Annotated in this window: 12 protein-coding genes; 1 reads left to right on the top strand and 11 read right to left on the bottom strand. The window is 70.0% G+C overall.

Going from position 1 to position 22,514, the window contains the following annotated elements; genetic code table 11:
* Window positions 1-52: 52 nt before the first annotated feature.
* The 11 genes from ACIHAO_RS27770 to ruvC form a co-directional block, all read right to left on the bottom strand.
* Window positions 53-10,408, bottom strand: coding sequence for an amino acid adenylation domain-containing protein (locus ACIHAO_RS27770; RefSeq protein WP_396562613.1), 10,356 nt, complete (start codon window positions 10,406-10,408; stop codon window positions 53-55).
* On the bottom strand, window positions 10,408-11,673 hold the full coding sequence (locus ACIHAO_RS27775) for an MFS transporter (protein ID WP_396562615.1): 1,266 nt from the start codon (window positions 11,671-11,673) through the stop codon (window positions 10,408-10,410). Before ACIHAO_RS27775 ends, ACIHAO_RS27770 begins: the two co-directional genes overlap by 1 nt.
* Window positions 11,674-12,139: 466 nt before the next feature.
* Window positions 12,140-12,919: an enoyl-CoA hydratase/isomerase family protein gene (locus ACIHAO_RS27780; protein ID WP_396562617.1), complete on the bottom strand. Its 780-nt coding sequence runs from the start codon at window positions 12,917-12,919 to the stop codon at window positions 12,140-12,142.
* Between the two features lie 31 nt (window positions 12,920-12,950).
* On the bottom strand, window positions 12,951-15,257 hold the full coding sequence (locus ACIHAO_RS27785) for a bifunctional (p)ppGpp synthetase/guanosine-3',5'-bis(diphosphate) 3'-pyrophosphohydrolase (RefSeq protein ID WP_370311031.1): 2,307 nt from the start codon (window positions 15,255-15,257) through the stop codon (window positions 12,951-12,953).
* A 102-nt stretch (window positions 15,258-15,359) separates the two neighbouring features.
* Window positions 15,360-15,878, bottom strand: coding sequence for an adenine phosphoribosyltransferase (locus ACIHAO_RS27790; protein WP_396562619.1), 519 nt, complete (start codon window positions 15,876-15,878; stop codon window positions 15,360-15,362).
* A gap of 108 nt (window positions 15,879-15,986) precedes the next feature.
* Window positions 15,987-17,132, bottom strand: a complete 1,146-nt coding sequence (gene secF / locus ACIHAO_RS27795) for a protein translocase subunit SecF (RefSeq protein ID WP_396562657.1) — start codon at window positions 17,130-17,132, stop codon at window positions 15,987-15,989.
* A gap of 56 nt (window positions 17,133-17,188) precedes the next feature.
* Window positions 17,189-18,886: a protein translocase subunit SecD gene (secD, locus tag ACIHAO_RS27800; protein ID WP_396562621.1), complete on the bottom strand. Its 1,698-nt coding sequence runs from the start codon at window positions 18,884-18,886 to the stop codon at window positions 17,189-17,191.
* Window positions 18,887-19,118: 232 nt separating this feature from the next.
* The gene (gene yajC / locus ACIHAO_RS27805; protein WP_396562623.1) at window positions 19,119-19,526 is read right to left on the bottom strand and encodes a preprotein translocase subunit YajC; all 408 of its coding nucleotides are present in this window, start codon (window positions 19,524-19,526) and stop codon (window positions 19,119-19,121) included.
* A 146-nt stretch (window positions 19,527-19,672) separates the two neighbouring features.
* Window positions 19,673-20,749 (bottom strand): Holliday junction branch migration DNA helicase RuvB, encoded by a 1,077-nt coding sequence (gene ruvB, locus ACIHAO_RS27810; RefSeq protein WP_125788100.1) that lies wholly within the window; start codon window positions 20,747-20,749, stop codon window positions 19,673-19,675.
* Window positions 20,750-20,758: 9 nt separating this feature from the next.
* Window positions 20,759-21,358 carry a Holliday junction branch migration protein RuvA gene (gene ruvA / locus ACIHAO_RS27815; RefSeq protein WP_125796821.1) on the bottom strand — a complete coding sequence of 200 codons (600 nt, stop codon included), beginning with the start codon at window positions 21,356-21,358 and terminating at the stop codon, window positions 20,759-20,761.
* Window positions 21,355-21,939, bottom strand: a complete 585-nt coding sequence (gene ruvC, locus ACIHAO_RS27820) for a crossover junction endodeoxyribonuclease RuvC (protein ID WP_396562626.1) — start codon at window positions 21,937-21,939, stop codon at window positions 21,355-21,357. Before ruvC ends, ruvA begins: the two co-directional genes overlap by 4 nt.
* Before the next feature lie 77 nt (window positions 21,940-22,016).
* On the opposite strand from ruvC, the gene ACIHAO_RS27825 reads away from it, so the two are divergent.
* Window positions 22,017-22,463, top strand: coding sequence for a cupin domain-containing protein (locus ACIHAO_RS27825; protein ID WP_396562628.1), 447 nt, complete (start codon window positions 22,017-22,019; stop codon window positions 22,461-22,463).
* Window positions 22,464-22,514 lie beyond the last annotated feature (51 nt).

The raw sequence follows: 22,514 nt of genomic DNA on the forward strand, positions 1-22,514 counted from the left end.
CGCCCGCCCGGTCGGAAGACCTGGCGGGCGCGTTCGGTTACGGCCTTACCTCTCATTCGGAGCAGCACTCCAGCATTCGCAGGATGTCTCGGGCGAAGCGGCCGATCGTGGCCGCGTCGAACAAATCCGTGGAATATTCAAAGGTGATTCTCAGCCCGCCCTCGTCTTCGGCGAACACGACGTAGAGCTCCGTTCTGGCGCAGCCCGCCACCGGCGAATCGTGCACTGTGGCCGACAAGCCAGGCAGGTTCAGCTCCGACTGCGGCGTCGTGACGACGGTGAACAACACGGCGGGGTACCGATCGACGCCTTGCCGGGCGAGCGCGATGGTCTCGTCGAGCGGAAGTTCCTGATGATCGAGCGAGGCGAACAGCTTCTCCGCCACCGCCGCCATGACGTCGGGCAGTTCCGCGGTTTCCCCGAGCCGGACTCGCAGGGGCACGGCCTCGCCGATCATGCCGACCGTCCGCTCGTGTTCGCGGCGAGTCCGGCGGGCGCTGGAAACGGCGAGAACGAGGTCCTGTTGACCGCAGGTTTCTCGCGCCCACAGCAAGAACACGCTCGCGAGGAGCACGGACCGGGTCGTGCCCGCCGCCGCGGCCACCCCGTCGATGCGGCGAAGCCGTTCGGGGGCGAGGTGGACCTGATGCAGATCGCCCTTCCCGCTGGGCCGGGCCGGCGGTTTCCGGTCGTACGGAAGCCGCCAGCGCAGGTCGGCGTCCGCGAGTTCGCTTCGCCAATAGCGGACGTCGGCCGCGTGGTCGTGCCCGGTCTGCCGGCGTGCGTAGTCCGAGTGCTGCGTTTCGGGTTCGGGCAGCGGTGTGGACGTCGCGCCGATCTCGGCGGCATACAGCTCGGAAAGCTCCTGCCACAGGATGTTCATGGACCAGCCGTCACAGACCAGGTGGTGCAGGACGAGCACCAGTACCCAGCGATCGACGGCGATCCGGCCGAGCCGGGCACGCAGCAGCGGTGCCTCGGTGAGCACGAACGGTTCCGCGACGACTGTGCCGCACCAGTCGACGGCCGCGTCTTCGGTACCCAGACGCTCCACCGGCAGATCGAGCGTGAACGGGGGCAGCACCTCGATCCGCGGCCCGTCACCGGACAACGCGACACGACCGCGCAAGGCGTCGTGCCTGGCCACCAGCCGGTCGAGAGCGCGGTGCAGCGCCGGCGGGTCCAGCTCGCCCCGCAGGTCCACGCGATATCCGACGTTGTACACCTGCGGCCGCGGGTTCTCCGCTTGACGTCTCCAGAGCCTGCGTTGCAGTGACGTCAACGGAACGGTCCGGGTGACGGCGGGTTCGGGCGGCCCGCCCAGCCGCGCGGCCATCGCGCGGATCGTCGGCGCGCGGAAGAACTCCGTGACTGAGACCGGTACCCCGAACTCCTCGGTGATCCGGCCCGCCAGTCTGACCACCGCGAGCGAATGCCCGCCCACGGCGAAGAAGGATCGATCGACCGCCACCTCGCTCAGGCCGAGTTCGGCGCACCAGAGCGCGTGCAGGCGACGTTCGGCGTCCGTGGACGGCAGAGCGTGGTCCCCGTCCACTGCCGTCGACGTCGGCTCGGGCAGCGCGGAGCGATCCAGCTTGCCGCTGGTGGTCGTCGGCAGCCGGTCGAGCGCGACCCAGCGGGTCGGGATCAGGTACGAGGGCAGTTCTTCGGCGAGCGCTTCGGTGATCCGCGCCCACGGATCCGGTGCGGACGGGCCGGCGAACACGACGTAGCCGGCGAGTTCCGCGTCGCCGCGGTGATCCCGGCGGACGACGACGGCCGCGTCCGCCACCTCGTCCAACCCGGCCAGCACCCGCTGTGTCTCCCCGGGTTCGACCCGGTTGCCGCGGATCTTCACCTGGTCGTCGAGCCTGCCGAGGAATTCGAGGGTTCCGTCGCCGCGCCACCGGCCGAGGTCGCCCGTGCGATACCACCGTTCACCGGGCCTGGCCTCGACGAAGGCCGCGGCGGTTTCCTCCGGTCTGCCGAGATAACCCTCGGCGAGCCCGGCCCCGCCGAGATGGATTTCGCCGATGGCGCCGAGCGGGACCGGGCGGCCGGTCTGGTCCAGCAGGAGCAGCCGCACGCCGTCGATCGGGACCCCGATCGGCGGCCGGGGCTCACCGTGCGGATCCACCGCGTGGTCCGTGGCGATGAGCGAAGCCTCGGTCGGACCGTACTGGTTGTGCAGCGCGCAATCGGGATGCTCGGCGAGGAACCGGCGCAGTGCCGGAGTGAGCACGAGCGGCTCCCCGCAGCACAGGATCAAGCGCATCGACGGCGCGGTGAGGCCGGGTTCGACCAGATGCTTCAGCGGGGTGAACGGCATCAGGATCCGCTCCACGCGGTGCCGTTCGATCACCTCGGCGACGGCGTCGCGGTCCTTGTGCCGCTCGTCGTCGAGCAGCACCAGTGCCCCACCGGCGGCCAAGGTGGAGAAGATCTCCTGCACGCTGATGTCGAAACTCGGCGACGTCCATTGCAGGGTGCGCATCGGCGGATGCTGCTCCCGTTGCCAGGCGATGACGTTGGCCGGACCGCGATGCGAGACGAGAACCCCCTTCGGGGTTCCGGTGGATCCGGAGGTGTACATGCAGTACGCGGGCCAATCCGGCCGTACTTCGGGCAGCTCCGGCGCCTTCGGATCCGGCACGATCTCTTCCGCGAGCCGCACCGGGAACTCCCCCAGCGCGGGCTGCGCGACGAGCACCGCCTTCGTGGTCAGCACGAGCACCGCACCGCTGTCCCGCAGCATGAACCGGCACCGCTGCGGTGGCAGCCGCGGATCCAGCGGCAGATACGCCGCGCCGCTCTTGAGCACGCCGTAAAGCGCGGCGATCAGCTGCGGGCCACGCGGCAGGGAGACCGCCACGATCTGCCCGCGGGTGACGCCGAGACCGACCAGCAGCCGCCCGATCGACTCGGCGAGAAGGTCCAGTTCGCGGTAGCTCAGCTCACCGTCGTCGCCGATCAGTGCCGTGGCGTCGGGCGTACTGGCGACCTGCCGCTCGACCGCGGTGTGCAGGCACCCCGCCGTCCGTTCCGGCCCGCCGTGCTGCCACCGGTCGAGCAGCACCACGTCTTCCCTGGTCGGCGTCGTGAGCTCGGAAAGCCGTGCCGACGGCTTCGCGATCGCTTGGCGCAGAACCTGTTTCAGCAGATTCAGCGCCCGGGCGATGGTCGCTTCGTCGAACAGGTCGGTGCTGTACTCGACCAGGCAGCGCAACCCGTCACCGTGCGCCGTCAGATAGAAGGCGAGGTCGAACGGAACCTCGTCGCGGGCCATGTCCAGCGCGGTGGCCGTCAGCGGCGGCGCGAAGGGCTCGTCCACCGCGTTTTCGAACTCGATCAGCACGTCGAACAGGGGATTGCGGTTCGCGGCACGATCGGGGTTCAGCTGGCCGACCAGTTCGTCGAACGGGACGGTCCGATGTTCGTACGCCCGGGTGGTGCGGTCCCTGACGCGCTGGGTCAACTCCGCGAAGGTGGGGTCGCCGGACAGGTCCAGGCGGACCGGGACCGTGTCGAGGAAGAGGCCGATCGCGTCCCTCGCGGAATGAGGCCTGCTGCTGACGACCGTACCGACCGCGAAATCCGGCTGCCCGCCGTACCGGCCGAGCACGGCGCCGATCGCGCCGAGCAACACCATGAACACGGTGCTGCCACAGGCGGCCGCGACGGCGCGCAGCGGTTCGCCGAGACCCGCCGCCAACTCGTCGCTCAGCGCGGCTCCCCGCCGGGACGGCACCGGTGGCCGCGGCCGGTCGGCCGGCAGCGCGAGTTCGGGCAGCCCGCCCAGTTCGTCGCGCCAGAACGCGAGATCCTCGCCGGGATCCCCGGTCTCGACCTCGGTCTCGGGCACCGGCCCGGTCCGGATCGCGGGCAGGCCCGGCCAAGCGCGGTAGTGCGCGGCGAGATCACGCAGGAACACCGCGGTCGACGCCGAGTCGAAGACGATGTGGTGGGCCACCAGACAGAACAGATGGCGGTCCTCGGCGAGCCGGACCAGCGCGAAGGCGACCAACGGCCCGGTGTCGAGCGCGAGCCGGGTCCGGGCGAACCTGGCTCGGATTTCGGCGAGGGCTTCGGTTTCGGTGCGCCCGGACAGGTCGATCAGCGGGCACTCGACGGTCATCGACGGCAGCACGGATTTCCGCGGTACGCCGTCCCGCTCGTGGAAGACCGTGCGCAAGGCGGGATGCGCCGAAACCACGCGCGACACCGACTCCCGCAGCGCCACGTCGTCCAGGCGTCCGTCCAGCCGGATCGCCTTGGGCTCGTGGTAGGCGCCGGTGCCGGGGAACATCCTTTCCAGGAACCAGATTCGCCGTTGCGCGGGGGACGGTTCGAGGTCGGACGACTGGTAGCGACGGCGCAGGCCGTCGAGCAGAGGCAGCGCGTCGAGCACCTGCTCCGGCGGGACACCGAAATCCACGAAGGCGGCGATCTCGTCGGCCCCCGCCGCCACGAGCGCGTCCACCACCGGCGCGCATCGCTCGGGACTGCCGATCAGGGCACGGGATCCGCAGTAGCGTTCGTAGGCGTCGCCGAGCAGGAACTCGATGTCCTCGTCGGTCGCGCCGTCCAGGTCGATGTTCAGCCCCAGGCTGTCCCCGACCTGGCCGAGCAGCGAAAGCGACGAGCGCAGGTAGTCGCAGAACGGCCGGAACGCCTGCTGGCGCGCGCGTTCGTGGTCCGCGCCGAGGAAGGTGTGCACCAGCACCACGACCCGTCCCGAGGCCGGATCGAGCCCGTGTTCGGCGCGCGTGCGCCGATAGAGCGCGATGTTGCCGGCCAGCGCGGAGACGTCCTGGGTCATCAGATTGGTGACCACGCCGAGATCCGCCGCGGCGGCCCGGCGGTAGCTGTCCGGGTTTCCGACCACGGCGACGAACATCGGCGGGCGCGGCTGGATGGGCGCCGGATGCAGGCGGACCGCGGCGGGCGCGCCGTCGCCCGCGACGAGGGTGATCTCCTCCCCCGCCCAGAGCCGGCGCACGGTGTCCAGCCCCTCGTACATCAGGTCGCGGTGGTTGCCGAAGTTCTCCGGTGCCAGCGCGAAATCCCTGGTGTGCCAGCCACTCGCCACGCACAGTCCGACGCGGCCCGAAGACAGGTTGTCCACGACGGACCATTCTTCGGCGACCCGGACGGGATGGTGCAGCGGAAGCACGACCGACCCGGCGTGCAGCCGGATCCGCTCGGTACGGGCGGCCAGCGCGGCGGCCAGCACCGATGGATTCGGGAAGAGCGCGCCGAAGGAGTCGAAATGCCGCTCCGGCAACCAAAGCGTGTGGAAATCGTGCTCGTCGGCGAAGCGCGCGGCGGCCATGATCAGCCGGTACTTGTCCTGCTGGTCCCGATCGGGATAGTCGCCGAAGAAGTAGAGGCTGAACGCGCAGCCCGCCCCGGGAGTCTCCGGTTCCGGGGGTGACACGACGGGCATCACCACCGGACGGGCCGGGCGATCGACCGGCTTCGGCACGGACGCCACGGTGTCCGGGGCCCCTCGGGCCACGTCGAGCTGCCGGTGCATCAGCTCCGTCATCTGGCGCATCATGGTTTCGGCGAGCTTCAGCTGCCGGTCCATCAACCCGTGAAGAGACACGTCTTCGACCGGCGTGGCGGGTTCCGGCTCGCTTTCACCGGAGGCGGGAGGCGCTCCGCCGCTTCGCTCGATCAACTCCGCCACTTTCGCCGGAGTACCCGCTTCGGAGAGCAGCTCCCGGATGCCGATCCGCACGCCGAAGGCACGCTCCAGTTCACGGGCCAGCCCCATCAGGGCGAGCGAATCGGCGCCGCCCGCCACGAAGGACGTGTCTTCGGGCAGGTCGTCGGCGCCGAGCCGGTCGGCCGCGAGCCGCCGGACCTCGGCGAGGACCGCCCCCGAGCTCACCTGCCCGGCGCCGGACGGGGCGGGAGCCGACGGCCGCGCGAAGCGGACTCGCCGGTAGGGGTACCCGGGCAACGGGACGCGGCGGCCGGCGGGCGCCAGCTCCGCCCAATCCAGGTCCGCGCCGCGCCGGTACAACGCGGCGGCCGCGCGCAGCAGCGCGGCGCACTCGTCGCCGGGCTGCACGGACGGCTGCCAGTACCGGTGCGGGAGGGCGGCGCGTCCCATCGAACCGAGCACCTCACGCGGGCCGATCTCCAGGTAGGTCCCGCACTCCGCACGTTCGAGCGCTCGGAGCGACTCGTCGAACCGCGCCGTCTCACGGATCTGCCTCCGCAGGTAGCGCGCGTCGATCGAGGCGCCGGCCGGGATCACCCCGCCCAGGTTGCTCGCGAACGGCATCCGCAACGGGCCGAACCGCACCGCTCCGGCCGCGCGTTCGAATTCGTCGAGAACGGGTTCGAGCAGCGCCGAATGAAAGGCCCGGTCCACCGGAAGCCTTTGCCAGGAGAGGTTTTCCCGGTCGAGCAGGGTCTCCGCGGCCGCGATCGCCGCCGACGGCCCGGACAGCACGCAGGACCGTTCGCCGTTGACCACCGCGACCTCGGTCCCGGTCGCGACGGCGAGCCGCCCGCCCCGCTCCGGCGAGACGCGGACCGCGATCATGCCGCCCGCCGCGGTCCCCTGCATCAGCCTGCCGCGCAAGCAGGTCAGCCGCAGCCCGTCGGCCACGTCGATCCCGCCGGCCACGGCCAGCGCCGCGTACTCCCCCAAACTGTGCCCGACCACGAAATCCGGCCGCACACCCCACGACAGCCAGAGCCGCGCCAGCGCGAACTGATGACAGAACAGCGCGGGCTGTCCCTCTACTGTAGACAGAACGGTGGCCGGATCCGGCGTGCCGAGCAGTGCGTCGGCCACACCGGCGGCCCCGAATTCCTCGGCGAGGCCCAGCAACTCGTCCAGCGTTTCACGGAAGACAGGGAACGTGTCCCGAAGCCGTGCGGCCATCCCCCGATACGCCGCGCCCTGTCCGGAGAAGGCGAACGCGAGCGTGCCGAATTGGTGCGGTGCGAAGGTTTCCTCGCCGACCGCGCCGAGCTCGGCCGCCAGTTCGGTGGTGTCACCCCCGACCACGGCGAGCCGGTGCGACCGATGCGGCCTGCCGAGCGCCATGCTGGCCGCCACGTCCGGCGCCCGCAGATCGGGGTGCGCGCGCAGATGATCTCGGAGGGCGCCGGTGAGCGCGGACAGCCCCTCGGCGTCGGCGGCCGACACGGGCAGCAGCACCGGTCCCCGCGCCGCCGGTGCCGGTGGGGTCATCGGGGCCTGTTCCAGGATCACGTGGACGTTCGTGCCGCCGACGCCCAGCGCGCTGACCCCGGCCCGCCGCGGTCCGTCGGTGATCCACGGCTTGTGCTCCGTCGCCAGCACGAACGGGCTGCCAGCCAGCCGGAGTTCCGGGTTGGGCCGGTCCAGGTTCAGGGTCGGCACCAGTTCTCCGTGCTTCAGCATCAGCACCGTCTTGACCAAGCCGGCGAGACCGGCGCAGGTGTCCAGATGGCCGATGCCGGGCTTGACGGAGCCCAGCGCGCAGAACCCGGTGTGGCCGTCCTCCGCGTAGGCCTGGCTGAGCGCCTCGAACTCGACCGGGTCGCCCAGCGCGGTACCGGTGCCGTGCGCCTCGACGTAGGTGACGGACGACGCCGCCACCCTGGCGCGTGCCAGTGCCAGCCGGACGACGTCGGCCTGCCCGGAGACGCTCGGCGTCGCGAACCCCGCGGTGCGGCCCGCGTCGTTGTTCACCGCCGAACCCAGGATCACCGCGTGCACGGTGTCACGGTCGGCGATCGCCCGGTCGAGCCGTTTCAGCAGGACCGCGATCACCCCGTTGCCGCCGACCGTGCCGTCCGCGCCGGCGTCGAACGCCCGGCAGGCACCGGTCGGCGAAAGGATCCCGCCCGGGTACGACCGGTAGCCCGAATCCTGCGGGAGATGGACGGCCGCCGCCCCGGCCAAGGCCAGGTCGGCGTCCCCGGTGAGCAGTGCCTGTCCGGCGAGGTGCAGCGCGACCAGCCCGGTCGAACACGCCGTCTGCACCCCGACCGCGGGCCCCGAGAGCCCCAGCCGATGCGCCACCCGGCCTGCCAGGAAGTCGGGCTCCGTTCCCATCGCCGTCTGCATCGCGGTCAGCTCGTCCGGGGCGGGTGGACGCGCGTCTTGAGCGACGCGCCGTTGGTGGCCGTAAAGCTGCATGCCCGATCCGGCGAACACGCCGATCCTGGTCCCCGCGTCCGCCGCCGAGTAGCCGCCCGATTCGAGTGCCTCGTGACAGCACTCCAGGAACAGGCGGTGAGCGGGCGCGGTCAGTGCCGCCTCGTGCGGGCTCATCCCGAAGAAGTCCGCGTCGAACGAGTCGACGTCGTCGAGCGCGCCGGCGACCGGGACCACCCCCGGTTCCCCGCCGTCGAAGGTCCGCACGCGGGACACGCCGTCGCGCAGGTCGGCCCAGAATCCGTCGAGGTCCGTCGCACCGGGCAACCGCACGGCGACACCGATGATCGCGATCCGGTCGTCGTGCGCCGGGGTGGCCACCACGGTGGGCTCCTTCGCCCGGTCCGGTCCCGACAGGTGGTCGGCGAGCAGGGCTGGGGTCGGGTACTCGAACGCCAGGGTCGGCCGCACGTCCCGGCCGAGCAGCGTGGTCAGCGTCGTGGTCAGCCTGACCACGGTCACCGAGGTCATCCCCGCCTCGTAGAACGGCGTGCGCGGATCGACGTCCTGGCCGAGCACGTCCCGGACCGCCGCGAGGACGGTGGCGCGGACGTCGCCGGTTCCCGCCCGCCCGAGTTCCCCGGCGAGCAGTCGCCGCCGCAGTTCGGCGCGCTGGACCTTGCCGCCGCCGGTCCGCGGGAACTCGTCGGGTGCGACCGGGACCACCTTCGCCACGGTCAGCCGCAACCGGCCGAACACCGCCTCCCGCACCGCCTTCGCGACCGCGTCGAATCCGGCCGCGCGCGCCGCCATCAGGACGACCAGGTCCTCGGTACCGGACTCGGCGTTGGGCAGGCCCACCGCGGCCACCTCACCGGCCTGGGCGCCGCCCGCCGCGCATACGACCTCCTCGATCTCGTGGCAGAAATGGTTCTGTCCATTGAGGATGATCAGATCCTTGGCCCTGCCGGTGAGCACGACCTGACCGTTCGCCAGGAACGCGAGATCGCCGGTGTCCAGCCACCCCGGCGCGGGGAACGCGGCACGGTTCGCCTCTTCGGCGTGCAGGTATCCGGGGGTGACGCGGGCGGAGCGCACCTGCAGCCTGCCGATCTCACGCTCGCGCAGCAGTTCGCCCGCCTCGTCCACCACCCGCACGCTCGCCCCGGGCGCGGGGGAACCGACCGCCACGAACGTGCTGCACTCGTGCTCTTCCGCGGAATCGGGGGCTTCGCGCAGTTCGCCGTCGAGGCTCGACTTCAGCACCCGGTGCACGCTGTCCGGCGTACCGAGACTGCCGAAGGTGATCGCGGTGACCGTCTCCGTCATCCCCCACACCGGCCGGATCCGGCTCTCCTCTATGCCGAACCGGGCGGTCCGTTCGAGAAAGCGCGACATCACCGGCAGCTGGATCTGCTCGCCGCCGCAAACCAGGGTGCGGACCGAGGACAGATCCCGGTCGCGGGTGTCCCCGGCCAACTCCGCGGCGACCTGCGCGAACCCGAACGCCGGCGACCAGCTGTGCGCGACCCGGTACTCGGCGAGCAGGTCCAGCCAGCGGCTCGGCCTGCCCAGTACCAGCTCGGTCGGCACGTGCACGTTCGTCACACCCGCGTAGACCTCGAGCACGTGGTAGAGGAGCAAGGCCCCGCTGTGGTCCACCGGAAGCCAGTTCAGCGTGGTGTCCTCCGGCCGCAGGCCGAGCGCCTCGCGGGACCCGGCCGCGAACTCCATCAGGCCGCGATGCGTCAGCGGGATCGCCTTGGCGGCGCCGGTACTGCCGGAGGACAGCATCACCAGGGCCGGATCATCCGGCGCCGGTGAGTGAAGGCCGAGTTCGGGCAGTGCGCTCATCGGCTCCGTCGACACCCGCGCGAGCCGCAAACCGGACAAGCCCGGCGCCGTGCCGTCGACGAGCACCAGGGGATCACCCAGCAGCTCGGCCACATACTTCAGCCGCCGCCGCGACGCGTCGTCCTCCGCCGCGCCCGCCATCGGCACCGGCAGCGCCCCACCGAGCACACATCCCCAGAAGGCCGGGAAGAACTCGGCGAGCGGCAGGCCGGACAGGACGATCGGATCGCCGGGGCCCGCTCCGAGGTCCCGCAGCCGGGCCCGCACCGCGCTCGCCTTGGCCAGGAGTTCCGGGTAAGGACAGCGATCCGGCTTTCCCGCGGCGTCCAGCGTCACCACCGCTCGATCGGGCGCGCCGGCCGCGGCGTTCCGCAGCGCTTGAGCGAGATCGACTCGCTCACCTTCCCCCAGTTCGAGCGGTTCCCCGTGAACCAACGCTTCCCCCATCACGATCCTTTCTTCACCGCTTTCGCGGCACTGGGCACTACGCCGACGGCCCCCGGCCGACGGCTACGAAGGCGCAGCAGGACGATCCCGACCACGAGGACTGGGAGGGCGTGGTAGGCCGCGACGACGACCGGCGGAGGCGCGACCTCGAGCAGCAGGCCGCAGGTGGCCATCCCGGTGGCGAAACCGGCCGTTTCCGCGCTGGCCGACAGGCCGAACAACCGCGCGCGTTCCGCTTCCGGCGCGGCCTGCAGCCTGCTCAGATATGCGACCTCGGTGAGCCCGTCGGCGAGGCCCGCGACGAACAGGACCACCACCAGCAACGGGATCGGCAAGCCGGTGAACGCGACCACGAACGCCACCGACATCAGCACGGTCCCGGCGGCGAACGCGCGTTCGCCGAGCCACGCCACCCTGCCGTGGTCCGTCCGGCGGACGACCCACTGCACCGCGATGGTGCCGACGGCCCAAGCCGTCCAGAACCAGCTCATGAAGGCGTACGGCGCACCCGGCCACTCCGCGCCCGCGTGCACCGGCAGGGCCACGTTGTGCGACGCGGAACCGAAGGCGTCAGAGCCTCGGATGAGCACCAAGCCGAGGACGACCGACGACAGTCCGGCCGCCACCCTCGCCCGGGGTCCGCCGGTCGGCACGGCCACCTTCTCCGTGCCGGACCCGTTGGTATTCAAGGGAAGCAGCCACAACACCGCCGCCGACACCAGGAACGACGCGGCGTTGATCAGGAACGCGGCCTCGAATCCGCCCGCCATGACAACGACGGGCGCCGCCGCGTAGCCCAGCACCGTCCCCAGTGATCGCCCCGCGACCAGCCGCCCGTTCGTCCGTACCCGCCGGTCCTGTCCCACCATCGCGGGCACGCTCGTCCGCAACGACACCGAGAACACCGTGTTGCCCGCGCCCAGTACGGCGGCGGCCACGAGCAGCCCGCCCAGCCCGACCGCCTGCCCGGCGATGCCGAGCACGATCATCGCCGCCGCCTGCGCGAGATCCGCGACGACCATCAGCCGCCGTCGCTCGTACCGTGTGGCGAGCCGTCCCGCCGGCACACCGAACAGGAAACCGGCGCCGATGCGGACCGCCATCACCGCGCCGAGGCCGAGCGGCCCGCCGGTCACTTCCAGCGTGAACAAGGCCAGCGCGATCAGGTTGAGAAAGGTCCCGAACGACGACACCGAATACGCCACGAGAAACGCGAACAGCGCGACATCTCCGCTACCGGTTTTCCGGCCGCGACGAACGAGCATCGAATCCCCTGATCGTTTTCCGGAGCCGGGCCGCTACGTTAATCGGTGTTGTTGACGCTGATGAGCGCTCCGGGACCGAAGGGGACTTTCCACCCGAGAGAGGGCAGCTCAAAACACAAAGACACGGTCACACTTCGAAAAAGACCACTAAGCCGGAACTTCGACCGTGGCCATAAAAGAAATAACTTTCCCCACAGAGACATGCCGAGGCACGCCGACCGCTTTACTTCCCCAGTTTTCCCATCTCGGCGAGAATAACGGCCCGAATTCACCTCGTCAACAGCGAGCACCGGCTCCGAACGGCTCGAATTCAATCGAGCACGCCGAGTGAAAGCAAAGCGGCACGGCGACGGGAATTACTCCATCGGAATCCGCGATTATGCCGTTTGCCTCGCCCGGTTCCCGCCGAACGGGCGCTCATTCGACGAGCGGTGACCGACCGGCTACGCACGACGCCCGGCGGGCCTCAGCGGTAGGTGAACTTCGGCGGCCTCCGCGCCAGGAACGCGGCCACGCCCTCGGCGTAGTCCTCGCCGTGCAGGGCACCGAGCCGGATCTCGTCCACTTCGGTGTCGGATTCCTCTTGTCCGGCAACGATCTTCTCGATGATCCGGTTCATCCCGCGCACCGACGCCTGAGAACGCGAAGCCAGCGTCTCGACGAACTTCGCCGTCGAGGCCTCCAGCTCTCCGGCCGGGAAGACGTCGTTGAGCAGCCCGATCTCCCGTGCCCGCCGCGCGTCGACGAGTTCACCCGAGAGCAGGAAGTACTTCGCGTTCGCCGGGCCGACCAACGAGACCAGCTGCCGTGTCGAGTCGAAGTGGTAGACGATCCCGAGCTTCGCCGGCGTGATGCCGAAACGTGCACCCTCGGCGGCGAAACGGAAGTCGCAGGCGACCGAGATCTGACAACCTCCGCCGATGCAGTTCCCCTGGATCATCGCCACCGTCGGCTTCCGCGACGCGGTCAGCGCCGCCACGGCGCCGTCGACGGCCTTGTCGTAGGTCTCGGCGGCCTCGGCGGTGGACCGCAGGTCACGGAACTCGCTGATGTCCGCGCCCGCCGAGAAATGCGCACCCGCGCCGGTCAGCACGAGGACCTTGATCGCCGGGTCCGCCTCCACCCGCGCCACCACGTCCGGGATCGCCGACCACATCCCGTAGGTGATCGCGTTCATCTTCTCCGGCCTGGTGAACGTCAGCCGCGCGACCTCGCCGTCGCGAGTGAACTCGAACCCGTCAGTCATGCCCCGAACCCTATCCGGGGCCCACCGGTGGTCACGAAGCCGAAGTGACCCGATACACGTCGTAAACGCCCTCGACGCCTCGGACCACCTTCAGCACGTGGCCGAGGTGCTTCGGGTCGCCCATCTCGAAGGAGAACCGGCTGACCGCGACCCTGTCGCGAGACGTCGTCACCGACGCGGACAGGATGTTGACCTTCTCGTCGGCGAGCACCTTGGTGACGTCCGAGAGCAGCCGGTGCCGGTCCAGCGCCTCGACCTGGATGGCGACGAGGAACACCGACGAGGCCGACGGCGCCCACTCGACCTCGACCAGCCGTTCGGGCTGCGCCGTCAGGTCGTCGGCGTTGGTGCAGTCGGTCCGGTGGACGCTGACACCGCCGCCACGCGTGACGAAACCCAGGATCTCGTCGCCCGGCACCGGCGTGCAGCAGCGGGCGAGTTTGGCCCAGACGTCGCTGGCGCCCTTCACCACGACACCGACGTCGTTCGAGCCGCGGCGGCGGGTGACGGTGGACGGGGTCGCGCGCTCGGCGAGCTCCTCCTCCGCCTCGTCGACCCCGCCGATGAGCGCGACCAGGCGTTGCACGACGTGCTTCGCGCTGGTGTGGCCCTCGCCGACGGCGGCGTACAGCGAACTGATGTCGGGGTGCCGGAGTTCGGTGGCGACCGCGCCCATCGACTCGGCGGAGACCAGCCGCTGGATCGGGAGGCCGACCTTGCGGACCTCCTTGGTGATGGCCTCCTTGCCGCCTTCGATCGCCTCGTCGCGGCGTTCCTTGGCGAACCACTGCCGGATCTTCGCGCGGGCCTTGGGCGAACCCGCGAACTGCAGCCAGTCGCGGCTCGGCCCCGCCGTTTCGGCCTTCGAGGTGAAGATCTCGATGACCTCGCCGTTCTCCAGCTTGCGCTCGAGCGCGACGAGCCTGCCGTTGACGCGGGCGCCGATGCAGCGGTGCCCGACCTCGGTGTGCACGGCGTAGGCGAAGTCGACCGGCGTCGAATCGACCGGCAGCGTGATCACGTCGCCCTTGGGCGTGAACACGAAGATCTCACGCGAGGCGAGCTCGTAGCGGAGCGACTCCAGGAAGTCGCCCGGGTCCGCGGCCTCACGCTGCCAGTCGAGGAGCTGGCGCATCCACGCCATCTCGTCGACGTCCACGGCGTTCCCGTTGTGGGTGCCCTTGGTCTCCTTGTACCGCCAGTGCGCGGCGATGCCGTACTCGGCGGTGCGGTGCATCTCGTAGGTGCGGATCTGGACTTCCAGCGGTTTGCCGTCCGGCCCGATCACCGTGGTGTGCAACGACTGGTAGACGCCGAACCGCGGCTGCGCGATGTAGTCCTTGAACCGGCCGGGGACCGGCTGCCACAGCGCGTGGACGACACCCATCGCGGCGTAGCAGTCACGGACGTCCTCGACCAGGATCCGCACGCCGACCAGGTCGTGGATGTCGTCGAGGTCGCGGCCGCGGACGATCATCTTCTGGTGGATCGAGTAGTAGTGCTTCGGCCTGCCCTCGACCTTGGCGGTGATCCGCGAGCCTTCGAGGTTGCCGGTCAGCTCGGTGATCACCGAACGCAGGTACGTGTCCCGCGAAGGCGCGCGATCGGCGACCAGCCGGACGATCTCGTCGTACTTCTTCGGCTGCAGGATGGCGAACGCCAGGTCCTCCAGCTCCCATTTGACCGTCGCCATGCCGAGCCGGTGCGCCAGCGGGGCGAGGACCTCGAGGGTCTCGCGCGCCTTGCGGGCCTGCTTCTCGGGCGGCAGGAAGCGCATGGTGCGCATGTTGTGCAGCCGGTCGGCCAGCTTGATGACCAGCACGCGCGGGTCCCGCGCCATCGCGATGACCATCTTGCGGATGGTCTCGGCCTCGGCGGCCGTGCCGAGCTTGACCTTGTCCAGTTTGGTGACGCCGTCGACGAGCTCGCCGACCTTCTCACCGAAGTCCGCTTTCAGGCTCTCCAGCGAGTAACCGGTGTCCTCGACGGTGTCGTGCAGCAGCGCGGCGACCAGCGTCGTGGTGTCCATGCCGAGTTCGGCGAGGATGGTCGCGACCGCGAGCGGATGCGTGATGTACGGGTCGCCGGACTTGCGCCGCTGCTCCCGGTGAAGCTCTTCGGCGACGTCGTAGGCGCGCTGGAGCTGCGCGAGGTCGGCGTTCGGATGCAGCTCGCGGTGGATGACGGCGAGCGGCTCGAGTACCTGCTTGACCGGCGCGGCACGCTGCGCGGTGATCCGGCGGGCGAGACGGGCGCGGACACGGCGCGTCGCGGACGGCGTCGGCGCGGCCCCCTGTCGCGTCGCACCGTTCTGCTCGGTGCCGTCCTTCGAGGACACCGCGGCATCGAGCTCTTGGCTCACCCGCACCTCCTGCGCTTCGTGCGGCCTTCGGACGTCAAGCGTAGCCGCTCCCCCTTACGGCACACCTGGGACGCCCGCTCAACACACCCGGAGGGCCTCCACACGACGCCCTTCAAGCACGGAACGACCGCCGAGCCCGGCGAGTTCCATGACCACCGACACCCCGGTGACCTGCGCTTTCGCGTCTTCCAGCAGTTTGCAGGTCGCCGCGACCGTGCCACCGGTGGCGAGCACGTCGTCGAGGACCGCGACACGCTGGCCGGGCGCGACGACACCTTCGGGGAGCTCGACGGTCGCGGTGCCGTACTCCAGCGTGTAATCGACCCGGCCCGCGACCCTGGGCAGCTTGCCGGGTTTGCGGATCAACGCCACGCCGAGACCGCGGGAGTAGCCGACGGCGGCGGCGAGCAGGAACCCGCGCGCTTCGACTCCCGCCAGCAGGTCGACGCCGGGATCGACGGTGGCGGCCAGCGCGTCGGTGACGGCCTTGAAACCCGCCGCGTCGGCGAACAGCGGGCTCAGGTCCCGGAACAGCACGCCGGGTTCCGGGAAGTCCGGCACGTCGGCGATCAGGTCGAGTGCCTTGTCCAGCTCCATGTACTTCCTGCTCTCCAACTCGCCTGTGTTCCGTGACCGGTCGCTATGAAGGGGCCTTTCATTGCAAAATTTGCAATGAAAGGCCCCTTCATAGCGCTTGGAAGCCGGTTACTTCTTGCGCTTGCCCGACGGGCGGCCCTTGTGGGCCTTCTGGTTCCGGGCGGGGACGCTCGCCGCGGCGGCGTACGCCCTTTCCTTGCGGAGTTCGGCGGCCAGCGAGTCCTCGTCGTTCGGGTCGAAGTCGTCGTCGCGCTCGGCGGCGGCCTTGCGGGCCTGGTTCGCGCGTCGCGAGGCGACCCGATCGGCCTGCTGCCGGTACTTCGGGTCACGCATCTTGAAGTCGACCAGCAGCGGGGTCGCCAGCGCGACCGACGACAGCACACCGACCACGGTGCCGGTGAGCTGCACCAGCGCGAGCTCCTGCAGGGTGCCGGAGCCGAGCAGGAGGTAGCCGATCACCAGCAGACCGAGAATCGGCAGCGCCGCGATCAACGAGGTGTTGAACGAACGCATCAGCGTCTGGTTCAACGCCAGGTTCGCCGCTTCCCCGTAGGTCCGGCGGGTCAGGCCGAGCAGGCCACGTGTGTTCTCGCGGACCTTGTCGAACACCACCACCGTGTCGTAGAGCGAGAACCCGAGGATCGTCAGCAGACCGATCACCGTCGCCGGCGTGACCTCGAAACCGATCAGCGAGTACACACCCGCCGTCACCACGATGTCGTTCAGCAGGGTGACCAGTGCCGCGGCCGCCATCCGGGGGTCGAAGTACAACGCCAGGAACAGCGTCACCGCCAGTAGGAAGACCCCGAGCGCGATCAGCGCCTGCCGGGAGATCTCCCCGCCCCAGGACGCGCTCACCGCGCTGTCACTGATCGCCTGGACGCTGGGCTGGCCGGAGGATCCGATCGGGCCCAGTTCCTGGAACAGGGCCTGCTTCACCTTGGCGACCTCGGCCGCGTCCAACGTGTCCGAACGGAGCTGGATGGTCGACGAGACGCCGCTGCCGACCTTCTGCGCCTCGTCGGCGGGCTTGCCCAGCGAGGAGGCGAAGACCTCCTTGGCCCGTTCTTCGGTGATCTGCCCGCTCTTGCCGTTGGCGGGCAGCTGGATCTGGGTGCCGCCTTCGAAGTCGATGCCGAAGTTGAAGCCCTTGATCCCCATCGACGCGATGCACACCAGCACCAGCGCGCCGAAGAACAGGTACCAGCGCTTGCGGACGCCGACGACGTTGAACACGCCGCTGCCCACGTACATCCGGTGGAAGACGCTCTCGCGTTTGTTCTCGGTGGTGTTCTTCTCGTCGACCACGGTCACGCCTCCTTGACGTTCGGGCGACCGGTGGCGGGACGGGCCGCCTTGCGCTCCGAGCCCAGCTGCTGCACGGCGCCGAGGCCGAGATTCTTGGGGTTGGACAGGAACTTCGACTTCGACCGGGAGACCATCGCGACCAGCGGATGCGTCACGAGGTAGACCACGACGAGGTCGAGCACCGTCGACATGCCGAGAGTGAACGCGAAGCCCTTCACGTCACCGACGGCCAGCAGGTAGAGGACCGCCGCGGCGAGGAAGCTGACCGCGTCCGCCGCGAGAATCGTGCGCTGGGCCCGGGACCAGCCGCGCGGTACCGCGGATCGGAAGGTTCTGCCTTCGCGGATCTCGTCCTTCAATCGTTCGAAGTAGATGACGAACGAGTCCGCGGTGATACCGATCGCGATGATCAGGCCCGCCACGCCGGCGAGGTCGAGGGTGTACCCGATCCACCGCCCCAGCAGCACCAGGACGCCGTACACGATCGCGAACGACAAGCCGAGCGACAGAATCGTCAGCAGGCCGAGCAGCCGGTAATAGAACATGCAGTAGATGAACACGGCCAGCAGGCCGATACCGCCGGCGATGAGGCCCGCCTGCAGTGACGCGAGACCCAGCGTCGCGGACACCGTGGTCGCGTCCGAGGACTCGAACGACAGCGGCAGCGAACCGTACTTCAGCACATCCGCCAGGTCCTTCGCCTCGGTCTGGCTGAACCGGCCGGTGATCTGCGTCTGACCGCCGAGGATCGCGGACTGGATGGTCGGCGCGGAGACGACCTGCGTGTCGAGGACGAACGCCGCCTGCTTCTGGGTGTTCTTCGAGGTGAAGTCGCCCCAGATCTGGGAACCCTCGCTCTTGAAATTCAGGTTGACGACCCACTGGGAGTTCTGGGTGTCGTAGGCCGAGGAGGCGTCGGCGATCTGCGTTCCGGGAAGGAATTCCGGCTCCAGCAGGTACTTCATCGTGTTCTTGTCACCGCAGGCGACCAGTGGCTTGTCGGTGAGGTCGTTGCCGACCAGCGGGTCCGACACCTTGGGGTCGCAGTTGAGCGCCGCGAAGGCCTTCTCGGCGGCCGCGGCCTGCTTCGCCTGGTCCGTCGACAGCAGATCGGGGTTCTGCCGGAGGTTCCGGGCTTCCTCGATCTCCCTCTTGGTCTTCTCGTCCGCGTTCTCGTCCGGCTGCTGCTGCGGCGCGCCGACCGCGCCACCGCCGCCGTTGGCCGGGCTGCTCGGCGGAGCGCTCACGCCCGGCGAGGTCGGCGGCGCCGAAGACGGCGTGCCCGAAGCGGGCGGGGCCGACGGCTGCGGAACCGGGGTCACCGGCTGCGACGTCACGACCTTCCGGAAGCCGAGTTTCGCCGTCTTGCCAAGAGCCTTGGCCTGGTCGCCCTGTTCGCCGGGGACGGTGATGACGACGTTGCTGCCATCGAGGACGACCTCGGTGCCGCTGACGCCGATACCGTTGACCCGGCGCTCGATGATCGAGCGGGCTTGTTCGAGGGACTCTCGCGGAGGGTCGCCGCCGTCGGGATTGCGGGCGGTCAGCGTAACCCTCGTGCCGCCTTGCAGATCGATGCCGAGCTTCGGCGTCGGCTTGCCGCTACCGGTGAAGAACACCAGGGCGTACAGCGCCACCAGGATCAGGGCGAAGAAGGCGAGATAGCGTCCCGGGCGGAGATGCCCGGCCGGTGCGGCCACTGTGCTTCGGTCTCCTCGAACGGACTGGGTGTTCCCCAATGGACTTGGCTGTTCACACACCGGACGGGAGTCCGGTGGTACCGCGAACCTGCCTCGATGACGATGCCCGGTGAACGGGCACGACTATGACGACGGACACGCACGCAGCACCGAGACACTACTCGGTGCTGCGTGAGCCCGGCGTTGACCCCGCACCTACGAAAGTCTGGTGTCGGGGATGGCCTTACAACCTCTACTTCTTGCCGTGCTCCAGCGGAGGAGCGATCTGCGCGCCGGACTTCTCCTCGACGCGCTCGTCGTCCTTCGACTCGACGACCGGCACCTCGACGACGGCCTCGTCGTCGATCGTGTCAGCGTCGTCTACGTCAGTCTCGACGACCGGCTCGACCTTCTCGCGGACGGCCTGACGCAGCCAGGTGGTCACGACACCGGGAGCGATCTCGAGGTCGATCGTGGTGTCGGCGGAAGCGTCGGCGACAGACGCGTAGAGACCGGAGGTGGTCATCACCCGGTCACCGGGAGCCAGGCTCGAGAGCAGCTCCTGCTGCGCTGCCGCCGCCTTCTTCTGCTTACGGGTGCCCATGACGAGCGGAATCGCCACAACGAGCATCAGGAGCAGCGGCAGCAATAACTGGTTCATGATTCTCCATTTCGAGCGGACGCCGCGCGGTGCGCTTGTTTTGTCCGATTTGGCGGGGTGTGCTCTCTCCGAGTGTGCCAGGTGCCAGCGGAAACTCCACCACCACCCGTCGTCACCGCGGGCCTCGGGCCGCGTGAACGGTCCGGTCAGTCCTGGTCGAACAGGCTCGGTCCGCCCTGCTCGCCACGGGTGGCACCGGCCGGGGCCGGCAGGCCGAGGTGCTCCCAGGCGGCCGCTGTGGCGACCCGGCCGCGAGGAGTGCGGGCGAGCATACCGGCGCGGACCAGGTAAGGCTCACACACCTCTTCGACGGTGGTCGGTTCTTCCCCCACCGCGACGGCCAGCGTGGACACGCCGACCGGGCCGCCGCCGAAGGAACGCACCAGCGCGGTCAGCACCGCGCGGTCGAGCCTGTCGAGGCCGAGTTCGTCGACGTCGTAGACCTCCAGCGCGGCACGCGCGATCTTGCGCGTGACCTTGCCGTCGGCCCGGACCTCGGCGTAGTCGCGCACCCGGCGCAGGAGCCGGTTGGCGATCCGGGGTGTGCCCCGGGACCGGCGGGCGATCTCCTCGCAGCCGTCCCGGTCGATGTCGATGTCGAGGATCGTGGCGGCGCGGCGGGCGACGAGCTCCAGTTCGCTGTCGCTGTAGAACTCCATCTGCCCGGTGAAACCGAACCGGTCACGCAGCGGGCCGGTCAGCGAACCGGACCGCGTCGTGGCCCCGACCAGCGTGAACGGCGCGATCTCCAGCGGGATGCTGGTGGCGCCGGGCCCCTTGCCGACGACGACGTCGACGCGGAAGTCCTCCATCGCGAGGTACAGCATTTCCTCGGCGGGCCGGGCGATACGGTGGATCTCGTCGATGAACAGGACGTCACCGGGCGCCAGGTTGGACAGCATCGCGGCCAGGTCGCCCGCGCGTTCCAGCGCCGGTCCGGAGGTGATCCGGATGGCGGCGTTGAGTTCGGCGGCGACGATCATCGCCATACTCGTCTTGCCCAGCCCCGGCGGACCGGAGAGCAGGACGTGATCCGGCGGGACACCCCGGCGGCGCGCGCTTTCCAGGACGAGTTCGAGCTGTTCGCGCACCCGTGGCTGGCCGACGAACTCGTCCAGTTTGCGGGGGCGCAGCGTGGTCTCGACCTCGCGTTCGCCGGTCTGCGGCAGCGCCGAGAGCGTCTCGTCGTCGGCGTCGAAATCCGTCACGGCTTCATAGTCCATGTGGCTCTGCTACCGCTTCCGCCCGAGGCCCGCCAACGCGGCGCGCAACACGGAAGCCGTCGTGTGGCCTTCGCCTTCGCCGAGTACCTTGTCGACGGCCAGTTCGGCCTGTTTGGCCGGGAAGCCGAGGCCCGCGAGCGCTTCGACGACCTCCCCCCGCAGCGCGCCGGGTGCGACCACCGCCGGTGTGCCGTCGGTCGGGCCGGCGAGCGCGGTGACCTTGTCGCGCAGTTCGAGGGTGAGCCGCTCGGCGCCCTTGCGGCCGATGCCGGGCACCTGGGTGAGCACGGTGATGTTGCCTTCGACCAGCGCGGAGCGCAGTTTGTCGGGATCGAGGACGGCCAGCGTCGCGAGCGCGAGGCGCGGCCCGATCCCGGAGACCGTCTGCAGGAGGCCGAACAGTTCGCGGGCGTCGGCGTCGGCGAAACCGAACAGCGTCAAGGAATCCTCGCGGACCACAAGCGCGGTGTGCAGCATCGCCTCCTCGCCGCGGCGAAGCGTCGCGAGGGTGGCAGGCGTGGCCTGCACGGCGAAGCCCACTCCCCCGACCTCGATCACGACGTGGTCGAGACCGATCGAGAGGATTTCACCGCGTACCGAGGAGATCATCGAGCCGCTCCCTGCGTCTTTGCTTGTCTGGCCGCGGCGGCGAGCCTGGCCTTGTGGTTCTTGGCGATCTCGGCGGCCCTGGCCTCGGCTTCGGCGAGCCGGACCCGCATCGGTTCGCGCCACAGATGGCAGATGGCGAGCGCGAGCGCGTCCGCGGCGTCCGCCGGATGCGGTTTGACCTCGAGGCCGAGCAGCCGCATGACCATACCGGTGACCTGTGCCTTGTCCGCGCGGCCGGAGCCCGTGACGGCGGCCTTGACCTCACTCGGGGTGTGGAACACGACCGGCAGCCCCCGCTTGGCCGCGGCGAGCGCGACGACCCCGCCCGCCTGCGCGGTGCCCATCGCGGTGCGCACGTTGTGCTGTGCGAAAACGCGTTCCACCGCGATGGCGTCGGGCTTGTAGCGATCCATCCACCGCTCGGCGGCGTCGGAGATCCCCAGCAGGCGCACGGCGAGATCGGCGTCCGGCGGGGTGCGCACGACGTCGACGGCCACGGCGCGGACGGTGCGGCCCGTACCGCCGTCGACCACTCCGAGCCCGCACCTGGTCAGACCGGGGTCGACCCCGAGTACCCGCACGCGTTTCCTCCGCACTTCCGGCGAACATCCGTTCGAGCCTGAGGCTACCCGGGGATCCCTCCGGGCAAGATGAGGACATGCCGAGCCTCGACGAGTTCACCGTTCATCTGGGTCTGGAACCGCTGCCCGTGGAGGGCGGCCGCTGGGCGCAGAGCTGGCGCGACGAGACCGCTTCGGCGATCTACTACCTGCTGGCGCCACCGGAGACGTCCGCGCCGCATCGCCTGGACCGGCTGGAGATCTACGCCCACCACGCCGGCGCGCCGGTGCGGATGCTGCTGCTGTTCCCGGACGGGCGGATCTCGCGGCCGGTACTGGGGCCGGACGTCGCCGCCGGTCAGCGGCCGCAGGTGGCGGTGCCGGCCGGGGTCTGGCAGGCGTCGGTCAGTACCGGCGAGTGGAGCGTGGTGGGGACGGTGGTGGTGCCGCCTTATACGGACGACTGCGTGGAGTTCCGGGCCGCCGCCGCTTTGGCGACGGAGTGGCCTGAGGCGACCGCCGACCTGGCGCCCTGGCTGGAGTGAGCCGCAATTAGTCCTCTAGTTGCGGAGGGCGGGCGGTCTCAAACGCAATGA

The organism is Amycolatopsis sp. NPDC052450 (assembly GCF_044547565.1).
In the GTDB taxonomy this organism is placed as follows: domain Bacteria; phylum Actinomycetota; class Actinomycetes; order Mycobacteriales; family Pseudonocardiaceae; genus Amycolatopsis.